We start from the raw sequence: 21,294 nt of genomic DNA on the forward strand, positions 1-21,294 counted from the left end.
CGCTAATTACAACTACTTTTAGAATACCTGAAAAAGCCTTAATTTTCAAGCTTTCCAGCATTAACCATCCCGTCGTTTATTTTATTAATTTCCAATAAATACCAGGCATTAAAAGCTGCCACATCAACTGCCATTGCGACGTGAATATTGGTTGTCTGATGTGTTCTCGCATGAATATCAGCTACTGTTGTCCCAATAGCTGGTCCGTCTGTGACAACGTCAACCCAATAATCCTGTAAAGTAAACTTTTCCGGTGCTAACAAATAAAATAAAGTATTAACATCATGCATTGGCTTGCCTGCTTGCATGGAGCCATCGCCATAGTAAGAAAAGAGTTGCATCAACATTTGTCCTGTGTGATTCATATTGGATAATGTTGTCATTGTTTCTGATTTTAATAGTGCTTTTAGCGTGACATCCAAGCCAATCATAGTGATATCTAAGCCGCTTTCAAACACAATTTTGGCCGCATCGGGATCAGTGAAGACATTAAACTCAGCTGCCGAAGTCATATTACCACCAGATAAACTACCACCCATGACAATAACACGCGCAATGTTGGTCATCGCTTCGGAGTGAATTGTCAGCAATTTAGCTAAATTAGTAAACGCGCCGACTGCAACAAGTGTCACTTTTTCTGGACTAGTCACTAAGGCATTGAACATCGCTTCAACAGCATCTATTGGCATGGCTTCAGTCGTTGGTGTTTGAAATACGTAACCCGGCATACCACTTTCACCATGAATATTGGCCGCATCGTGATATTCCCGCACCAATGGCTTTTCAGCACCACGCGCTACCGCAACATCTTCTCTTTTGAAAAAATGCGTCAACTTTAGTACATTCAATGTTGTTTTATCAACTGAAACATTGCCCGCAACTGAAGTAATTAAACGCACATCAAAGGCTGGGTTGGTCAGCAGAATAGTCAGAGCAGCAGCGTCATCAATGCCAGGATCTGTATCAAAAATGATAGGTATCTTCTTTTTCATCAGTCAAGAACGATAATTATTTAAAGTAATGATCAAAGAAATCAGGGCTTCAAATAACATACGTATTCCTCCATTATTAATTTACTTTAATTATAACAAATTCATCACAAGTTCCAGAGATTGATTTGGATTATCTCTCAATACATTATTTATTTAGCTTTACCACATGTGGTGAATTAAAATGATTCTAATTCAGATTGCACTAGCAATTATAAAAAATACCCCATTTTATATTTATGTAACCCTTTACTTATTTCCATTAATATTCATACAATTACAACTTATTTTTAATAACGCATTGTAATAAATAATTATGCTAGTCTTATTCATTATTGGATAAATCCAGTTTAAACCTTTATCATTATGAGAGAAATATTGCAAAATGTAAACATTAACATCCTATTATTACTTTTGTTCATTAAATATATAGGCGCATTTCCGAATATATGTTATATTATATATCTAACACAAATATTAGCATGAAGGTAGACAGTATAATGACTGGACTGGAATACAACATCATCAAAGAATGGGGTCGCAAGGCTTACCGTAAAGAAACTGATGATAAATTACTTGAACATGTCCCTGTTCGTGTTCAAAATCTATGGGAAGACTTTCACATTGCGCATCAACTCCCCCTTGATGCGCAAATATTGGCGTTCGATCGTATCTTGACCGATTTTCAATCGCATGGCTGGTCTAAATAAAAAAAGCTGCTATCCAGCAGCTTTTTTTATTTCCCTTCTCTGCCCGTTTTACAAACCAGAAATAGCTAGTAATTGTTCATAATGTTGATATAACATGATAAATGGATTGATACTGTTACTCTTTTCCCAAGGTTTTGGCCGACCGCAATAGTGTAATATCACTGTATTTTCCATAGCCCATCGTATATCAACTGATCCAAAGCTTTTGGCATAATGCATAATATTATCACGTGTATCATAATTCCAAATTTCTTCGGGTAAACTTAAAATCTCATCACCATAGAGATAATTTAAAATGTCCTGATCCGGTAAAATAAGCTCTTTGCCGTATTGCTGAATAACAGACAAAATAGCTTTCATATTAACTCGTTGTCGCATCATATCTAGATCCATTAACATCACGCCCGAGTTGAAATATACTTGACGGGTACCAAGTCGTAAGTGATTAATCGTTTGGCTAATACCTGTTAGCCCCATATGACTTGAAGCAGCCAGCATTTGGCCTTTTAATGGCATATTAGCTAATGGCCTAATTGGATTAATCACTAAAATATCTGGATCAAGATAAATCACACGATGTAGTGTTTTAGGCAGATATTCACCGCATAATAGTCGAAAGTACATTTCTGGCGGATACTGTTTGAAAGTTGGCGCACTTGCCCATAGACTTGTATCGACTCTAATCGTGTGCAAAACAAAACCTAATTGCGCAACAAATTGATGTAATTTTTCTAACTGCGCCGCCTCAATATGGTCATGAGCCAACCAAATTGTCATATTTTCTCTTGGGTTAGTTTGCCTAAGTGAATAAAGTAAAACACGTAACGGTTTAATATAATTTTCATCGATGGTGATTAATAGGTTCACGCTATCATCATTTATTATTTTGGTTTTTTCCATATACTATATTATACGCTGAGAATATTGTTAGTGTGTCATTAGGTTTAACGCGAGTAATTGTCAAACGTTATAGTATAATAAATCACAGTGGGGTAATTTTAATGAATAAGATTCTAAAAGAACAGTTTTTAATTGATACGCTCTCTGACGATCAAACAAAAAAGATTACAGAGCTCAATAGCTATATCAATCACAACATGTCTAAAAAAGAACATGCAGTTGCCATCATTCAAGGCGCAGCAGGTACTGGTAAATCGGTCGTACTCATGCAACTTGTTAAAAAATATATGACTGACAGACGCTACAAAAGTGCGCTTGTCGTTAACCACCCAGAACTTTATAAGGCTTATCAAGATATGGCTAAAAGTTTTGACGGCCTCAATCCACGCGACATTAGACGGCCAACTGCTCTGATTAATGATGCACAAAAAAACCATCGTCACTATGACGTCATTTTCGTTGACGAAGCACACTTGCTCTATTCTAAATCAGAGCCGTATGCCCATTATCGCGGTAAAAATCAGTTAACTGATTTAATGGCTTTGTCAAAAGTTGTCGTAGTTGTTTATGATTTTAAACAAGTATTTCAATCAAAGATGTATTGGTCCAAGCAGCTATTATTTAAGACAATCGGTCACCATCCATATCGTGAATTCAATATGGATTTCCAGTATCGTATGGTTACAAGTGACAAACAAGTAGCTTGGCTAGATAGTTTCACCGCACAGCAACCAATCACACCTTTTCCAAAAGATAGTCAATTTGAGTTTGAAGTTTTTCCTACAGCTGGTGCACTTTATGACAAAATCAAAGCGCGCAATAGTGAGTATGGTTTAAGCCGTGTCGTTGCAACATCTGGATTCCCACGCATCGATGGCCGTCATAATGTCGAGATGGACACCTTTTCCCTACCTTGGGATGAATGGGATCCGCAACGCACCCACTGGGCAAAACGCGAATCATCTATTACTCAAGTCGGGACAATTTACACATTACAAGGTTTCGATTTAAATTATGTCGGTATGATTATTGGTCCTTCTTTCGGTTACAATCCTAAAACCGATAGCATGACTATTATTCCGGAAAAATACTCTCATAAAGAAATTTTCAAAAAAAGGCAAGATATTCAATTTACACCAGCACAATATCAAGATTTTATTGCCAATGTTTTAAACGTTCTCCTTAAGCGTGGTAAATACGGCCTGTATCTGACTGCTTACGATGATGCACTACGTCAGCGGCTCATGGCATTACAGTCCTAATTATTAAGCATAGACGTACTAAGCCAATCATGCTTGCTAAAAATAAATCACTAAAAAAGACATTAAGTTAACTTAATGTCTTTTTAAATCAATGATGCCGTCGGTGGGAGTCGAACCCACACGGTGTTGCCACCACTGGATTTTGAGTCCAGCGCGTCTGCCAATTCCGCCACAACGGCATATATCTAATACCGTTTGTATTAAACAACTATATTAGAATACCAAATTTTAACATTCACGTCAACCCTATAATTCAAATGATAATTATTCGTCTCCTAAATTAAATACATGATCAACGTGCTTTAACGCATTGTCTAAAAGAATTAGAATATGCGAGTCACTCAGATAATACAATACTTCACGTCCTCGCTTCTCTGCTTGAACTAATTGCGCTTCGCGGAGTACGCGTAGTTGATGAGAAACAGCCGATTGCTCCATATTCAAAATATCAACAATTTCAGAGACCGAATATGAGCGTGATCGCAATAACTCTAGAATCGTTAATCGTTGTTTATTCCCTAATATTTTAAATATTTTTTCAAGTTCACTAATTGCTTTTGTCTTCATACTTTTATTATAACAGGCTTATAAGATATTGAATCGTTCCTGCATCAAACATAACGTATAAGCCAAGAACAATATAAATAATCACTTGAATTTTGTCACCAAAACGTTCGAAGAAAGTATGAACTGGCTTAAAGTCGGTTAGCTTTTTAGCCAAAAAGATAACAATTGTTAGCACCGCAATAAAAATCAGTAAAATTGCGGGTAAGTAGACAAGATTCGCAGTAGCAAAATAAGGCATATACAAGGCCAAATTATCAGCACCACAGGCACCAATCGTAATGATAACCATGTTACTAATCAAGTTTCTATTATTATCCTGCGCTAACTTATCTTTAACTTCTTCTGTTTCATCGTCATTTGAAAAATATTTGCGAATACCAATTACAATCGGCACAATTCCCAGAAAACCAAGCAGCCAAGATTCTGGAATGTTTTTAAGCAATACCGCAACGAGTAACGCTATCAAAACCAAGAGTGCATTTCCTAAATAGGCACCGAAGATAATTGACCGTGTCTGCTTTGGTCCCCGATATTGTCCGAAGACCAGTAGTAAAACAACAAAATAATCAGATGTTGTGCCAATATAAGATGTAAGTGCCGTTAAAAGTGTTTGAACCATGTTGACCTCTTTATATGAACTATTTTTACATGAAATACTTTTCATATATTATACCACAAAAAATTTATTTCAGTTTTTTTAAAATTTTTATACTGATTTAATCTGGTCAAGTTATATTATATACAACAACAAAACAAGTCATCTCAAACAACGACGCGTTTTAGAAAGGTAGGAATTGTATATGCTAGATTATCGTTGATGTTCTCCACGGCATCAACACACGAAACCCCATACGGGCAACTTTTCTCTCCTATAATCTCCCAATATTCTCTTCTCTAAAATCTCTCCCAAAAAATAGCCCCGATAAGCGCGTTAGCTTATCGGGGTTTCGTGTTATACAAAAGCTAATTTTCAAAAAAGACACTGTCTATTATGGCAGTGTCTTTTTGATTACTTACGAGCAACCATTGATGAAATTTTTGCATGACGGGCAATGTATGCGGCTTGTGAACCCAATGATTCCCAAAAGCCCTCACGTGAGTGCGCCCCCACAATAATTAAATCTGCTTGTACTTTTGGCGCAACATCCTGCAACAAAACTTCTCCAGCCTTGGCACCATCAGCAAAGACCGTTATAACGTTTTCAGCCCCTTGTGATTCAGCATAGGCCTTATAACGTGCAAGGTTCGCCTCGATTTGAGCGCGACGTTCTTTAATGACATCCAGATGAAGGGCATCAATGGTTGACAAATCCCCCATCTCCAAAACGGATGCAATGATTAGTTGCGCTTCATCTTCACTAGCTTGATGAATGGCGTTAGCCAAAGCAACATAACCTTGCTCAGATTCATCAACACCAACTAACACGCGTTTAAATTGAATTGGTTCGATGTTCAAGTTTAATTCACTCATATTATCTCTCCTTAATCGTTAGTTACTCTTAAGCACCCATCATTTGTTGTGCCAAATTAACAATAATTTGGATATTCAATCCCGTTAAAACAATAAACGTAATCCATCCAAGAATTGTCATCCAACGTGGATTAACATACTCACCCATAATTTTTTTAGATGATGTAAAGTAAATTAGCGGTGCCATAGCGAATGGCAAAGCAATTGACAAAAATACTTGAGAATAAACAAGTAATTGATCTAATTTACCTTCTGCACCTCCGTAAATTAAAGTGAAAGCAATAACTGGTATCAAAGCCAATCCACGTGTAATAACACGGCGCAACCACATTGGAATACGCATGTGAATGAAGCCTTCCATAATGATTTCACCCGTCAAGGTACCCGTAATCGTCGAATTTTGACCTGAAGCAAGCAAGGCGACGGCAAATAATGTTGATAACACTGGCGAAGCGACCGCACCAGCAATCTCTTTATTACCAAGAGCATTGTACATCGATCCAAATGTGCCAACCTGGTCACCATGACCGAAAAATAATGCCGCTCCCAAAATTAATAGCAAAGAATTAATAACAAATGCCAATGATAATTGTATGTTTGAATCCCAAGTCATCAATTTAACAGCTTCTTTCAATTCTTCTGGATTTTTACGATCAACCTTACGTGTTTGTGCGATTGATGAGTGCAAATAAAGATTATGCGGCATAACGGTTGCCCCAATGATACCTAGTGACATCAATAATGGTGAATCAACACCCTTTGGACCATGACCTGAAACAGCCTGTAATTGTGGCAAATAGCCACCAAACAAGGCAACAATATCAGGCTTTGACAATGCCACTAAATAAGCAAATATTACTAAAATTGTGATAATTAAAGTCATGACAATTGCTTCAATCTTCCGAAAACCAAACTTCATCAATAACAACAACAGTACAACATCAAATGCAGTTGTCAAAACTGAAGCAATCATTGACCAGCCAAACAATAAGTGCAAGGCAATGGCTCCACCAACAACCTCAGCGATATCAGTTGCCATCAAGGCGAATTCAGTAATAATCCAAAGTGTAAAGCCACCAGTCTTACTAGTACGTGCACGCGTTGCTTGCGCCAAATCTTCTTGCCTTACAATACCCAACTTGCCAGCCATATACTGTAGCATCATTGCTATCAATGACGAAATCAAAACAATCGACAACAAAACATAATGATACTGTGCACCACCACCAACTGAAGTTACCCAGTTACCTGGATCCATATACCCAACGGCAACTAAGGCACCTGGTCCTGAAAAGGCTAATAATTTACGCCAAAAAGACCCATCTTTAGGTGCTTCAATTGAGCCGTTTACGTCACTCAAGCTCAGTTGATCATCTGCCTTCTCCACAAAATGATGCTTTGGCTTAACGCTTTTAGAATCTTGCATTCTAACTCTCCTTAAGATTTCTCCTCAGGACAAAAAATATACGAATTTTGACCAAAATACGCATTTAGTATTCACTTTTTAAGCTACTTAACGGTGAGCTAAACACGTATTAACAGTGCTAAATAATTTTCATAAAGGATTTCATTCAACAGTGTTGAAAGCTTATGAAAGGTATCTAACTCGGCTATTAATGCCCTAATACATAATAAATGATACACGCTTTTAAAAATTCGTCAACTAAAAAAATCATAAATAATGTTTTCTTGCCATTATTTATTACATTTTCTGACTATAATGATAAAAGCACCTTATTATTATATAGCTTTGTAAGCCTTTTCATGAGAAAGTTACAATTACGTAACATTTTAAATCAAATTACATGGCTGATTCATTGCGTGACGCTCTATTTGAATGGTGACATGGTGAATTTCATACTTTTGACGTAATGTCTGTGACATATCTTCTAACAAAACCTGCGTATCAACATCTGGAGAAACAGAAAGATGAACGGTTAAAGCCGTCTCTGTTGTTGACAATGGCCAAATATGTAAGTCGTGTAACTTTTCAACACCAGGATACTGTTTAAGATAACTTAAGATGGCTGTTTCATTAATCGTTTTTGGTACCCCATTAATAGCCATAGTAAATGTTGATGTCATCACAGGCCACGAAGTGACTAATATAATTACACCTATAATCATCGATACAATCGCATCAATCATATGAATGCCTGTCAACTGAATTAAAATACCAGCCAGAATAACACCAACTGAAACGCCTGCATCAGATAACAAATGTATATAAGCAGTCTTAGCATTCAAATCCTGGCCATGGTGGTGTCCATGTTCATCTGGTGCGCCACTGGCTCTAAACAACATTGCCGTAAAAAAATTAATCCCAATACCCACAGCAGCAACAATCGTAATCATGATACCGTTGGTATGTATTGTTGGCACAACAATTAAATCGCGAATACCTTCATAAAAAATCGTGACAACTGCAAACAACAATAAAATTGAATTAAATACACTGGCTAAAATCGAGACATTATGCCACCCATATGTATGTTTTCGCGTAGCCTTTAAACCAAAAGCAACAACTGCAAGCCAAGCAATGACTAAAGCTAAGACATCACTTAAATTATGAAATGCATCAGCAAACAGTGCGGTTGAATGGGCTAATTTAGCAAACACTAACTCCGTCAGCACGAAAATTAAATTCAATGTGATGCCAATCACGTAAGGCGTTTGTCTCATTTTCACTTGTTCCATCACTATACCTCCATGAACCACTATAGCACACATGAAAATAAATTCATACAATAAATAACAAAAAGCATAACTTCATACTTTAAGCGCTTCAAAAAAAGTTGTTGCATCCCCTAATATTTGCGTCACTGGGAATGTTGTCTGAATATGTTCAAGATTGATTGCAATGACTGGTACGTCGGGCTTAGCATAATTAAGCAACCCTGCAAATGGGTAGACTTGAAAACTGGTGCCAACAATGACAATCAAGTCCGCTGCTTGGACCCACGCAGCAGACTTTTCCACTTCAAAAGGCATTTCTTCATAAAATGTAATTCTAGGTCTTAGCATTGCCCCATCTGCACGCTTAGGACTTTTCATATACGCTGACAAATTTGCTTTTTGACCATCTTTTGGTGCATAAATATCGTATAGTGAGCCATGAAAGCGAATCAAATTGGCTGCTTGTGATTTGGCTTTAACATGCAAATCATCGACATTTTGAGTAATAATTTTAGCACGATTTTGTCGCGTTAATTCAGCCATTTTTTCATGAATCACATTAGGCTCAGCCGCTGGAAAATACATATTATCAATCATAAATTGATATTGCTTTAATGGTTCATTTTGGAAAGCTGTTGCTGACAATAAATATTCTGGGCGCAATCTCACCCCTTGATAAATACCATTTTTTGAACGATAATCCGGAATACCTGATGCCGTCGAAATACCAGCACCGGTCATGAAAAGAATGTGTTTAGCTTGATCAAATTGTTGTTGGATATCTGCTGTTAACATCTTATCTTCTTGCATTATTCCCCCCTGAAAATATAAGGTAACGCTAATTTCTTAAATAAATCGCTGACACGCATACGATAAAGTGATTTAAAGAATTCAGACGATTCTTGATTATCTGGCTTAGAAATAACAAAACTATTTTGCTTATCCACTTTACTAAGTCCGACATAAGCTGTTTGGTGCGTTTGATAATCTATCATTTCAGAATGATAAATAGTAAATACTTGGCTAACTGGCAAGTTAAGCTGCCGCTCTGACAAAACACTCGTCAATGTCACATACTCTTTTGCATTGATTGTTGGTCGTCCCCATTGACTCATAATATCATCAACGCCAGCAAACATAGCAACCATCTGTCGACGCACATGACGTGGCTGTTTTAAATCCGCTGATAAAATTGGGGTAACTAGCTTTTCAGCCGCAGTATAGGCCAATGGGTACAAGCCTGATAAGCTCTTAAAATCAGCTCCACTGACACTTGCGAATACTAAAGCATCTGCTAATGTAAATAAACGCCATAAGCTTTCATCATCCACCTCACCATTTTCTGGTGTTAGTTCAGCTTTGACACCTGCCAAGTAAGCATCAACAGTTTTCGGCGTCAAAATACCCTTTGCTTCTAACTCACGGTATGTTATTGCATGCATGACAGTACGATGCATGCGCGTGGCAATTTGAATCATTTGTTCATCTAACGTATCATCTTTAAATGTTAGTCCAAAAAATATTTGTGGTACAATACCATTCAAAGTTAATAACATCTTGAGTAATTCGTTACCTATCAAGAAATCAGACTCGGTTGCTTCGGCCAATTCAATTAGTAGTCGATCTTCGAATACTTCTTGTGAAACGCGGTCAATATGCAGCTCCCCTGTCTGATTGCCAGCAACACGTGTTAGTACAGTTCCCGGATAAATATTATTCACCGCTTCTAAAAGTGATTTTATTTGTGGATTCATTTTCTCATCTCCGTTAATAATTCTTGTGCTACTCTGGCATCAACTTGCTGTTCTTGGCTTAGTTTGAATACAAGATTAGGAAGTTCTTCGACAGTTGCGCCGACCTGTAGCGCCAAAGCGCGGTATTGCATGCGCATATGGCCGCGCTGAATACCACCGTCTACTATGGCTTTTAAAGCAGCTAGATTTTGCGCCAAGCCAACAGCGAGCATAATGCCACGCAATTGATTAGCCGTTTGAATAGCCATCACTTCTAACGCTTGTTTTGCTTGAGGTAATGCCGTAATCGTTCCACCAACTGTACCAACAGTGATGGGCATGGATATTTCGCCGAGTAATAAATTGTCAACAATATGCCATGTTGTTAACGCTTGATAGCACCCCGTCCTGCTAGCATAGGCATGTCCTGCAGCCTCAACTGCTCGCCAGTCATTACCAGTTGCTAAAGCGACAGCGCTGATCCCATTAAAAATACCTTTATTTTCAGTTGTCGCACGATAAATATCATGTTTTGCAAAATCATTTAAGGCAACAATTTTTTCAGCGATATGCTGCCCACCAATTTGTTGTACGGTAACTTCAGCACTGACTGTCACAACTTGTTCAGTTGCATAATTTGATAAAATAGCGCCCAAAAAGTTGGCTTGAAACGATGAAAATACAGCACGTTCTGCCTCTAATATCGTGTTAACAATATTAGCCCCCATTGCATCTTTTGTATCAATTAAAAAGTCGACACTAACTTGTGTTGGCGATACACGTCTAGCGTTAACAGAAAGTAACCCACCGTTTCTGCGATAAATACTTGGCTTAGCATGCTTGGCACATTCAAAAAAGGCCTGCTGATTGGCACTCACAAACTGCGCTATAGCATCATCTGCAGTCTGATAGAACAATAGTTGCCCAATCATTGCCGTTTGCCGAGGAGACTTTACATGTAAGCCACCAAGATTATTCAGCAATTTAGCACCATGATTTGCTGCGGCAATAACACTAGGTTCTTCCGTAGCCATAGGCACTGCATAATGTTTATCATCAACGACAATGTCTTTCAATATTCCTATTGGTATGCGCATATCACTCACATAATTTTCAATGAGTTGTGCATTAGTCTCACTTTGATTGTCATGCCACAATGTAGTTGCCCTTTGGTCTAAATGTAAAGACGCCAAACGTTCATCTGGCGTCAATTCATAATATTTTTTAGTCATTATTTTTCATCATCTCCGCGATTAACCCTTCACGTACACCGCTCTCTGAAAATATTACTCTTGGTGCATCTATCAACTGCATAAGATTAAGTAAAGGCAACAAACCGCTAATAATAATATCGGCACGTGATATTTCTAATCCTGCAATATGCTCACGTTCTTGTCTTGACATATACCTCAGATTTTGAAAAATATGTTCAACCATTTCAACAGACATTTCGAAGCCGTGAATTTGATTAATAATATCTTTCCCAAGGATTGTTCGGCCCATACGGGCCAGAGAACGATTGGCACCCCCCAATAGTATGACTGGCAGACCCCGATGTGCATTCAGCCAAGGCAAGACTTCATATTGCGACAAAATATCTTTGCACGCAGCAGCAATATCACGTTGACTGACCTCGTTTGCCAAATTGAACGTTTCGGACAATGTCACGGCGCCAAAAGGTAAGCTGATTGCTGATTGGTTCTGACCATCAATTACGGCAATTAACTCAACCGATGCCCCTCCTGTGTCAAGAATAATACCATTATCAATCGCTAACGTTGTGATAACACCTAAATAATCATAATACGCTTCTTCATCACCTGTTAACACTTCAAAATCGATACCGGTTTCATTTTTAACACGCGTCAAAAATTGTGTCTGATTCCTGGCAACACGAACTGCAGCTGTGGTAATCGCACGTACAGTTGGCTCAAAGTCACTGTACTGGCTTTGAAAGTATTTCAGTGCAGCAATGGTGCGTGCGATTGGCACCTCTTTTAGCACGCGCTCTGGGCCCATATTTTGAGCAATGCGGGTATCTTCTTTTTCACGGATTATTTCGGTATAAGTGCCATCATTGTTTAGCCGCTCAACGACCATGCGCGCCGAGTTACTCCCAAGATCGACAATTGCTAAGTAGCTCATGTAGACATCCTAAATTCTAGTATTATCTTTAAGTATAACAAAAAAGTGCTTATAACAGTATGAGTTTTACTCCTGGATAAATAATAATATATAAAAAACTGGCAGTCAGATGTCTGCCAGTTTTTTTCAATGCCTCAAGATACTAACGTCAATCTGACCCCAGCACCACAAGAACATCGAAATGTTATTATTTTAATTTATTAATACCAAGGTTCATTTCCCTGCTGCATCGCTTTTTCTCAGTAAAGCATTAATGCACGGCTATTAGGACTGAGATTCGACAAAGTGTGCACCGATTAATCGACTAGCTGCAAAAACTAATAATCCAACCAAAATTGCCGAAACCGTTACATCGCCCAACCAATGTGCACCAATGCGTACACGACTCATGGCAGTCAAGATACCCATTGCGAGGCCAAAAATTGTCATCTTTTTTTGAAGAGAAACATTTTGACGTGGTACAAACAATGCTAAGTATAAGAATAACCAGCCTGACATGGTGTGTCCTGAAGGAAATGAATTATGACCATTAATACCATTAATATGGTACCAAGGCGTAAATTCACTAAATGCTTGTCCCGAAACTGTTGTCATTTCATATGGTCGAAAACGTCCCCAAATTGTTTTCATTTCACCAATCATTGTCTGGGCAATAAATACTGTTGCAATACCAACAATTGCAACAACAATTAAGTACGCCATATCTTCATCCGTTTTTTGACTTAACCACCGAGCAAATAGCGCTGAGAGCAAAATCGTGATAACCAACGCTAACGACCAACGCAAAGCTTCAGGATAATTTTTAACAGCCGCTGTGTTGTTAGCAATCCCCATAGGCACACCTTTAGCGATATTATTCAGCATTGAAAAGGTATAACTTAAAGCATCTTGTAGCAATGACAGCGCCTGATTGAAAGCAAATATTAACATCCCACCTGTCATAATAAAACGAATCACGTCATCGGCAACTCGACGCCAAATGTACCAAGCAATCACTTCAGCACAGACAAATGTCACAACTTGTGCACCTTGGTCGGCGTAATTCTGAAAAATATTACCAAAAATAGAATTTTGATTCATGACTGCTTGTGTCACATTCTTATCGAAAAAGGTGGCTATCAATAATGACAATATGCCTAGTCCAAGTAAAGTTAAAACAACTTTTTTCTCCCCACTTGTGGTTCGAAAACTACTGTGATTTAAACCATTACCTGAGTTTAAATATGATGGTCGAACGCTATTATCCCCTGCTAATTGCATCTTTTTACTCCATTTCCTTTTCTATACTTTCATTTTAAACCGGAAGTATAGCTATTACGTCAGGATTATATCTAGATAATGTAAAAAGTCGACTGCTTTCAGTCGACTTTTTACATTATTTTCATTGTGGATCTAATATTTCATTAATCACACTTAAATTATTTTCAGCAACTCCTAGCGAGGCTTGTGGTACATTACTGCCAAATTGCGTACCAGTCTTTTTAGCTGACAAATCTAACGATTGCCTGAGCTTATTGGTAACGCGCTGCTTTTCTGATTCTGGTACCATTTGATAACTCACCCCGCCATACATATCTCCAACGCCTTGCATGTGATCAGATACTTGATTCTTAGTTGCGGGCATATATTTTTTAGCGAGGTTCATAATATCAGCATAGGTCATATCTGTTTCAACATTCGTTGAGATTGATGCCATAAATTTAGCATTCATTAATGTCGATATACTTGCTGACTTTTTCAATAGCGCTTTTAAGACTAAACGCTGTCTGAGTTGTCGACCATAATCACCTTGTGGGTCATCATAGCGCATACGAGAAAATGACAGAGCGGCGTCACCATTCATCGTTGTATAAGTTTTGAAGTTTTTGCCATCTTTAGCATATTCAAACTTTTCTTGGTCTTTAAAAAACTTATAAGTTGCCGGGGTTGTATCTGCTTCTGGTGTGTAGGTAAACGTCAAGGGTGAGGCCACTTTTACACCACCAACTTGATCAATTAGTTTTTCCAAACCACCCATGTTTACCAAAACATAAAAATCAATTGGCACATTTAAATAGTTTTGCAATGTCAACATTGAAGCTCCTACGCCAGCAATGGGAAAAGCTGCATTCAACTTCTGGGGGAATGTATTTTCAGCACCAGAAATCGACATCATGATATCACGTGGAATGGACATCATTGTTGTGGTTTTTGTTTTTGGGTTGACAGTAATCAGCATCATTGAATCTGTGAGACCAGTGCGATCACGTTTCAAGGCCCCAGTATCCGTTCCTAAAACGAGCATAGAAAATGGCTTGCCATCTTTAATAACTTGAGACACTTGCCTGGCTTTAGTGATATCGGCACTGCGTTGCATTTTATTAATTGATTGATGCACATTATTAAGAACGGTCGCAAAAACTACTCCGCCTATAACAGCTAACAACAAAACCAGCGCCAACAGCCAGCGCCAAATTCTGCGACGACGCCTTGGCTTTTTAGGTGGCCTGCCATCACCACCATGATGATTTTGTTCTACTTGTTGTTCACGTCGTTCTGTACGACTCAAATTTTGGTTATCCATGGTTATCCTCGCTCGATAACAATTATTATACCATTAAACGAAATATTGTCGGCCACTGGGTGCTAATGATAAAAGCAATTAGTGCTTATGCACGCCCCGTTATCTTCTTTAAAGCACGATAAGCTTTATACTTCAAGGGTCTAACTGGTAAAATAAAACGTCCGACTAACTGTCTCGCATGGCCTTCAAAAGCTGTTTTAAAGCCTAACACACCATCTGAGCCATCAAAACGGCCAGAAATACCATAGAAGTTATACCTTGGAATACCAAGTGCAACCGCGCGGCGAATCATCATATCTTGAATCTGATAAGGACCATAATAATCTTTGTAGGCCTCATATGTACCAGAATACAAATATGTCATCTCCTGTGGCTGTTTGATAAACAGCGCACCAGCAACGACAACCGTTGCTTGCCCAGCATCAGAGAATTGCTTCGTTGCCTTTTGTATGCGTTGGCTGTGGTGCTGTTTTTGATCTTCAAATTCATGATACTGTCGTTTGAATTTGTCTTGGTTCGGATATTTGCTTATTTTTTCATTAATTTTAGCTAATTTCTGTTCTAATGCAGAGACTTTGTCTCTCTCAGAAGCAATATAAGTCTCAAAATTCAATTCAGCAAATACAAAAATAGCATCATCACCGTAAATATCATAAATCGATTCATAAAAAGCTAAATCTTTATCATGATAGTGTAATCGCTCTGCTGTACTTGCAGTCAACGCTTTAAAACTTGGCAAATCAGTTCGTGATAATTCACGTAATTGAATGCCAAATTGTTTATTCTTTTTTAAATAATATTGTACATTTTTACTATAGGACTTCAAAATGGACTTTTCATCGGATAAATCACTTATATTTTTAACATATTCCCAACTTGGTGACCCAGTCGTTGACATGCCAAAAGTAAAGGGCTCATGCTGAAAACCAAGACCACTCATAGTTGTCATGAATGAGTCATTAACACTTTGTTGCATATCGCCTTTGTTGTTTGTGACTAAATAAGTGACATTAGGTGTCCATTCTATGTATAGTGCGCCTCGTTGCTTAGCAAATTGTCGCGATTTAGTCACAAAGAAATGACAAAGTGCCCGATCATTAAAATCAATTAATGGCCCGCGATCAAATAAAAAAACAGAACCGAAGCGAGTTGTTTCGGTTAAAACGAGTGCGGCAGCAACCACCCGCTCATCATGTTTAACACCAATTAAATAAGGGTGCCGCCCACGTGCCGATAAAACATGATACTGTGCAATTGATTGTGTATAAGTACCCAAAGCATGCTGTTGCTCAAATTTTTCAAATTCTTTTGGTAGTAATTCAACAAAACGATACGGCATAAAAAATTATCCTCTAACATCTATTATATAAAATAAAAAAACGCCCTGCGGACGTTTTAATGAAATTTTATAATTAATATTGACCGGCGTCTGATTCAGCAACAATTGTATCACCAACAATACCAAAACCAACTGAAGTTGCTCTAGGATTGGCAACCCACATGCGGTGACCAGGTGTGCCATTTGTTACCATGTTTGTTTCATTGTACCAAGCATTAACAACATCTCCATAGCCCCAACCAATAGCGACTACTTCACCATTCGTGCGGAAATGATTTACTGGCAAACCGCCATTTGCAACTGCATTAGCTGCACGAGCCGCTGCACGAGCTGACAAACCAGCATCTAAGCTAACTGGGCCCAATCCCAATGCTGAACGCTTTGCATTCAAAGTGTTCAATAATGTTTGGATAGCAGAATTTGGTGTTGCTGGTGTTGCAGTTTGTGCTGGTTGCACTGCAGGCGTAGTTGTCTGAGCTACGGGTGTTACTTGTGTCGTTGCCGTAGTTGTTTCTGCTGCTTGTGTTGTAACAGTAGTTGTTTGTTGTGCAGGTGCTACCGTCTGAGTTGGCGCAACAGTTGCTGGCGCTACTTCAGGTTGTGTCACTTGCTTAGCAGCAGGTGTTGCGGGTTGTGCAGGTGTAACGGCCGGTTGTGCAGCCACTTGCTTAGCAGCAGGTGCTGCTGCTACTGGTGCTGCATCACCAGACAAGTTCAACACTTGACCAACACTGATAAAGTTAAGATTTTGAATATTGTTAGCTGCTACAAGTGTTGCCACAGAAGTACCATTTGCAGCCGCGATACGATACAATGTATCACCAGCTTTAACAGTATAAGCACCGTTAGTTGTTGTAGCAGGTGCTTGCGCTGGTTTAGCTTGCGCAGCAGAAGCTGTACCTTCTGTTTGAAGTTGTTGACCCACAAAAATCAAATTGGGGTTGTTAATGCCGTTGGCTTTAACCAAAGCATCAACTGTTGTGCCATTGGCACGGGCAATTTGATTAAGTGTGTCACCAGACTTAACAGTAACTGAGTTAGCAGATGCAGTTGCAACGCCAGCTGCGGCAAACGCACCGGCGGCGACAGCAGATTTAATAATAGTAGATGATTTCATAACAGGGATAACTCCTTAAAGTTCATTCAGTTAAGCAATGCTTAATGTTGTTTGAGGTCTTCTCGACATTTATAAGTGTACCAAACTAGCATAACATGGATGTTTTATATTTTTTGCACTTCGTTATCAAAAACACAATCAGGTAACTAAAAAGTCTTTTTGGTTATCTTTGTGACAAAACAGTGTCAAAACACCAACAAATTCATGTCATTAAAGAACTGTTCCTGTAAATGACGGATACCAATTTTGATTCAATGTCTGCATTTTAACTCGCTTACTATTTTCATCTACCGACACAAAATGACCACCGCCAACATAAATCGCGACACTATAAGGTTGCTCTGGAATACCCCAAAACAATAAATCACCAGGCCGAGTATTCTCAACCGAATTTAATTCATAAACATCATAAACTAAATCAAGTAATGCTGTGGACCATTCACCAGTCTGACCATCAGCACGAATACTCGACTCATTCATGACAAACGCAACAAACGCACCTGAGGAAGGATACGTCTTCCCCAACTGCGTTAATGCAACATCTAGCCAATTACTTGTCATAGATCTTTATCAATAATTAGAATTGTCCGGCATCAGATTCGCCGACAATCACACCGCCAACAATACCAAAACCAACAGCAGAAGCACGTGAGTTAGCTACCCACATACGATGTCCTGGCTGGCCATTTGGCGTCATCATATTTGTTTCATTATACCAAGCATCAATAACAGATCCTGTAGAGAAGCCATCAGCAACCACTTCACCATTTGTTGAGAAATGGTTTGTAGGAATACCACCATTGGCTGCCGCGTCTTGGGCACGACCCTGGGCACGCGCTGATAATCCAGCATCCAAACGAACAGGAGCTAAGCCTAATGCTGCACGTCGGGCATTCATTGCGTTAACTAATGTTTCAACATCAGATGATGCAGCTGGCGCTGCCTGCTGCGTTGTTGCAACTGTTTGTGTTGTTGCGACTTGGGTCACTTGAGCTGTCGCCGTGCTTGGTGCTGCTGGTGCTTGTTGTTGTGCTGCTGAACCACCGTTTGCTTCATAGGCTGCATATTCTGCTGCGCTCATGAAACCATCTTTGTTGGTATCAGCTGCCGCAATATATTGCACATTTTCAGGTACTGAAGCTTGTGCGGGCTGTGCTGCTGGTGTTGACGCAGTCACAGTAGTGTCGCCACCATTCGCCTTATATGTATTGTATTCTTCTAATGACATAAAGCCATCTTTGTTAGTATCAGCTGCCGCAATATACGATAACTTAGGTGCTGCTGGTGCTGCCTGTTGTGCTTGTTCACTAGCTGTTACAGTAGGTGCTGTTGCCACCGGTGCAGCCTTTAATGACAATTGTTGACCAACAACCACCACATTGTTACTTGCTAAATTATTTAATGATGCTAAAGTTGCGATATTAACACCTGTCTGTTCAGCAATCTTTGATAAACTATCCCCTGCTTGAACCGTGTATGTTGCCCCATCAGCTGAAACAGACTTGGCAGCTGGTGCAGCCACAGTTAGTTGTTGTCCAGCAATGATAAGATTCTTGTCATTGATGTTGTTGGCCTTAGCCAAATCATCAACAGTCGTATTGTTTTCTGAAGCAATACCTGTTAATGTATCGCCTGATTTAACTGATACTGTATCAGCTGACGCAGCGGCATGACCGCCAACAAATGCTGCAACACCAGCAGCAGTTGCTAATAATGTTTTCTTGATATTATTACTCATTATGTTATAGGCTCCGAATAGTTTAGTTTCTCTTAATATTGTTTAACTTTTTGTTCAGTTGTTATATAAATCTTAAGAACATTATCTAGTATAGCTGTCTTGTATAACGTCAACATTTTGCTAATTTATCAATTATATAACATTATTACAAATATGTGACATGGACAAAAAACGCTGTTATATCAAGGGTTTTAAACTGCCTTGACCCTTTTCAATGCGTTAAAAAAAATGACAAACCGTCTCACCAGACCCGTTCGCCATTTCTTTTTTTACACTATTGATTTATTAAAGCTCTTAACACTTTCTTTAGAATTGCATCAAAATACTACCGTAAGTAAATCCAGCGCCAAAACCAGTCAATAAGACACGTTTCCCAGTTAAATTGACTGACTGATTCAATTCATCAAAACCAATAGCAATGCCTGCTGATGATGTATTGCCCTTTCTAATAATGTTTGTTGAAAATTTTGATAACGGTTCATCTAAGTCTTTTGCAATGTATTCAATTAAACGCAGATTAGCTTGGTGTGGAATGAAATAGTCGATATCACTTGGCTTCAGAGATTTTGATGCCAGAAAATCCCTTATGTGTTGTGGAATAAGAGTTGTCACCTCATTAAACACATCTCGACCCATCTGGACGAAAGCATCAGTCTTTGGGTAATTTTCAGCTGACAATTCCTGCAACGGTGGAATACGGCCTGAGTGCACAACATCAGCATTTCCAATTGTATGCATATCTTCACCAGCTAAGAAGCCATTCCCTTGCATATCAGCTGTTAATACAACCGCACCGGCACCATCTCCAAAAAAAACTGTGCTCGTCCGGTCAGTAAAATCCATCATTTTTGAATTCACTTCAGCCGAAATGACTAATGCATGTTGGTAAACACCAGAACGTAGAAATTTGTCAGCCGTACTCAATCCAAAGATGAATCCTGAGCAAGCCGTCATAATATCGTACGCCCATGCTTTATTGGCGTTTAAATTACGCTGTACCAATGCAGCAGTTGATGGTGCTAAGCCATCAGGCGTAAATGTTGTCACAATAATTAAATCAATATCTTCAGCGGCCAAATCGGCTTTGTCCAAAGCTAGCTGTGCTGCTTTAGTTGCCAAGTCACTCGTATTTTCCCCCTTCAACGACATGTGTCGCGTTTTAATCCCGGTATGAGATTGAATCCACGCATCGCTGGTATCCATTATTTTGGCTAAATCATCATTTGTGACAATATCACTTGGTACATAATGAGCGCTGGCTAATATTTTACTTCCGGGCATGTTTTTTCCCCTTTAATGTCTATCAGTGTTGCGATAGGTGCTCATTTTGTGCACTGATTAAAATTATTTATACTTATATTATTGTATCTGATTTTATGCTTAACGCAAGTTGTTCGCATTATCACGCCACAATAAAGTTGTTTGGGGTTGATCGAATCGATGCCAATTGAAAGCATGATAAACGCTCATGCCCAAATAATCAGTATCTCTAAAATCAGCATATAAAACACTACCTACCGGTAAAATACCTAATAAGTCATGCCACAAATCGATTATAGTTGGGACATCATCACCAAAAGTCCATCCCAGACGATAATCTTCTTGTGCTTGAAAAATAAGAATTGCAGCAACAACATGTTGTCGTGATAACCTCACAATACTATGCTCAAAATCAAAAGACGCTTGGTTATAAGTTAACTGGCGATAATCAATATTAGCAGAGGCAGGATTAACGCGATTGATACGTTCATAATGATCACGCAATAATAATAGCACTTCATGCTTTAAATCACCTTCCAAGTCTAAAATAGAAATAACTGGATTTCCTTTGTAATCACGGACATTTAATTTAGAGAAATAAGTATGATATAGTGTCTCAAATCCTCTATCTTCTAAAAATCCTTTGCTAATATTATCAGAAACTTGCGCTATTAAACCTTTGTGTTGCTTATGTGCAACGGATTGTATCCCCCATACCGTTTCAACAGCCATATCTGCTACATTTGATAAGACATAATTACTTGGGTGATTTGTGTTTAATTTATAAAATGATGACATGTTTTTTCCCTCTATCGTTTTATTGC

The 21,294-nt window shown here is 38.7% G+C and carries 21 protein-coding genes and 1 tRNA gene; 2 read left to right on the top strand and 20 right to left on the bottom strand.

Annotated elements, in window-relative coordinates; genetic code table 11:
• Positions 1-38: 38 nt before the first annotated feature.
• On the bottom strand, positions 39-992 hold the full coding sequence (gene rihC, locus C5L21_RS08860) for a ribonucleoside hydrolase RihC (RefSeq protein ID WP_085699789.1): 954 nt from the start codon (positions 990-992) through the stop codon (positions 39-41).
• A 497-nt stretch (positions 993-1,489) separates the two neighbouring features.
• Between rihC and C5L21_RS08865 the strand changes: the two genes are divergently transcribed.
• Entirely contained in the window at positions 1,490-1,699 is a 210-nt protein-coding gene (locus tag C5L21_RS08865) for a hypothetical protein (RefSeq protein ID WP_004904375.1), read from the top strand.
• Positions 1,700-1,747: 48 nt separating this feature from the next.
• Here the strand turns inward: C5L21_RS08865 and C5L21_RS08870 are convergent, their stop codons facing one another.
• Positions 1,748-2,599 carry a glycosyltransferase family 8 protein gene (locus C5L21_RS08870; RefSeq protein WP_133286268.1) on the bottom strand — a complete coding sequence of 284 codons (852 nt, stop codon included), beginning with the start codon at positions 2,597-2,599 and terminating at the stop codon, positions 1,748-1,750.
• A 101-nt stretch (positions 2,600-2,700) separates the two neighbouring features.
• Here C5L21_RS08870 and C5L21_RS08875 point away from each other — a divergent pair, with 101 nt between their 5' ends.
• Positions 2,701-3,861: a DUF2075 domain-containing protein gene (locus C5L21_RS08875; RefSeq protein WP_085699787.1), complete on the top strand. Its 1,161-nt coding sequence runs from the start codon at positions 2,701-2,703 to the stop codon at positions 3,859-3,861.
• Between the two features lie 95 nt (positions 3,862-3,956).
• Here the strand turns inward: C5L21_RS08875 and C5L21_RS08880 are convergent.
• From C5L21_RS08880 to C5L21_RS08965, 18 genes are all read right to left on the bottom strand, one after another.
• Positions 3,957-4,040: transfer RNA gene (locus C5L21_RS08880), tRNA-Leu, on the bottom strand.
• A gap of 85 nt (positions 4,041-4,125) precedes the next feature.
• Entirely contained in the window at positions 4,126-4,428 is a 303-nt protein-coding gene (locus C5L21_RS08885; RefSeq protein ID WP_004901305.1) for an ArsR/SmtB family transcription factor, read from the bottom strand.
• Between the two features lie 7 nt (positions 4,429-4,435).
• The gene (locus C5L21_RS08890; RefSeq protein WP_004901309.1) at positions 4,436-5,047 is read right to left on the bottom strand and encodes a cadmium resistance transporter; all 612 of its coding nucleotides are present in this window, start codon (positions 5,045-5,047) and stop codon (positions 4,436-4,438) included.
• A gap of 390 nt (positions 5,048-5,437) precedes the next feature.
• The gene (locus tag C5L21_RS08895; RefSeq protein ID WP_085699786.1) at positions 5,438-5,899 is read right to left on the bottom strand and encodes a universal stress protein; all 462 of its coding nucleotides are present in this window, start codon (positions 5,897-5,899) and stop codon (positions 5,438-5,440) included.
• Between the two features lie 28 nt (positions 5,900-5,927).
• Complete coding sequence (locus tag C5L21_RS08900) at positions 5,928-7,325, bottom strand: Nramp family divalent metal transporter (protein ID WP_085699784.1); 1,398 nt, start codon at positions 7,323-7,325, stop codon at positions 5,928-5,930.
• A gap of 365 nt (positions 7,326-7,690) precedes the next feature.
• Positions 7,691-8,596, bottom strand: a complete 906-nt coding sequence (locus C5L21_RS08905) for a cation diffusion facilitator family transporter (protein WP_004904378.1) — start codon at positions 8,594-8,596, stop codon at positions 7,691-7,693.
• Between the two features lie 72 nt (positions 8,597-8,668).
• Positions 8,669-9,385, bottom strand: coding sequence for an NAD-dependent protein deacylase (locus tag C5L21_RS08910; RefSeq protein WP_004901318.1), 717 nt, complete (start codon positions 9,383-9,385; stop codon positions 8,669-8,671).
• Positions 9,385-10,329 carry a nitrate ABC transporter ATPase gene (locus tag C5L21_RS08915; RefSeq protein WP_085699782.1) on the bottom strand — a complete coding sequence of 315 codons (945 nt, stop codon included), beginning with the start codon at positions 10,327-10,329 and terminating at the stop codon, positions 9,385-9,387. The genes C5L21_RS08910 and C5L21_RS08915 overlap by 1 nt, the downstream gene beginning before the upstream one ends.
• Entirely contained in the window at positions 10,326-11,540 is a 1,215-nt protein-coding gene (locus C5L21_RS08920) for a hydroxymethylglutaryl-CoA reductase, degradative (RefSeq protein ID WP_133286269.1), read from the bottom strand. Before C5L21_RS08920 ends, C5L21_RS08915 begins: the two co-directional genes overlap by 4 nt.
• Positions 11,533-12,453, bottom strand: a complete 921-nt coding sequence (locus tag C5L21_RS08925) for a Ppx/GppA phosphatase family protein (protein WP_004901326.1) — start codon at positions 12,451-12,453, stop codon at positions 11,533-11,535. The genes C5L21_RS08920 and C5L21_RS08925 overlap by 8 nt, the downstream gene beginning before the upstream one ends.
• A gap of 264 nt (positions 12,454-12,717) precedes the next feature.
• Complete coding sequence (locus C5L21_RS08930) at positions 12,718-13,713, bottom strand: phosphatase PAP2 family protein (protein WP_004901329.1); 996 nt, start codon at positions 13,711-13,713, stop codon at positions 12,718-12,720.
• Between the two features lie 121 nt (positions 13,714-13,834).
• Positions 13,835-15,016, bottom strand: a complete 1,182-nt coding sequence (locus C5L21_RS08935; RefSeq protein WP_040189822.1) for an LCP family glycopolymer transferase — start codon at positions 15,014-15,016, stop codon at positions 13,835-13,837.
• An 85-nt stretch (positions 15,017-15,101) separates the two neighbouring features.
• Entirely contained in the window at positions 15,102-16,355 is a 1,254-nt protein-coding gene (locus C5L21_RS08940) for an aminoacyltransferase (RefSeq protein WP_040189820.1), read from the bottom strand.
• 73 nt (positions 16,356-16,428) lie between these two features.
• The gene (locus C5L21_RS08945; RefSeq protein ID WP_085699778.1) at positions 16,429-17,472 is read right to left on the bottom strand and encodes a LysM peptidoglycan-binding domain-containing protein; all 1,044 of its coding nucleotides are present in this window, start codon (positions 17,470-17,472) and stop codon (positions 16,429-16,431) included.
• Positions 17,473-17,682: 210 nt separating this feature from the next.
• On the bottom strand, positions 17,683-18,033 hold the full coding sequence (locus C5L21_RS08950; protein WP_004901335.1) for an NlpC/P60 family protein: 351 nt from the start codon (positions 18,031-18,033) through the stop codon (positions 17,683-17,685).
• A gap of 16 nt (positions 18,034-18,049) precedes the next feature.
• Positions 18,050-19,210: a LysM peptidoglycan-binding domain-containing protein gene (locus tag C5L21_RS08955; protein WP_004907537.1), complete on the bottom strand. Its 1,161-nt coding sequence runs from the start codon at positions 19,208-19,210 to the stop codon at positions 18,050-18,052.
• Between the two features lie 306 nt (positions 19,211-19,516).
• Positions 19,517-20,491: a beta-ketoacyl-ACP synthase III gene (locus tag C5L21_RS08960; RefSeq protein ID WP_085699776.1), complete on the bottom strand. Its 975-nt coding sequence runs from the start codon at positions 20,489-20,491 to the stop codon at positions 19,517-19,519.
• Between the two features lie 99 nt (positions 20,492-20,590).
• Positions 20,591-21,268 (bottom strand): hypothetical protein, encoded by a 678-nt coding sequence (locus C5L21_RS08965; protein ID WP_085699774.1) that lies wholly within the window; start codon positions 21,266-21,268, stop codon positions 20,591-20,593.
• Positions 21,269-21,294 lie beyond the last annotated feature (26 nt).

This window comes from Leuconostoc citreum (genome assembly GCF_004354555.1).
Lineage (GTDB): Bacteria > Bacillota > Bacilli > Lactobacillales > Lactobacillaceae > Leuconostoc > Leuconostoc citreum.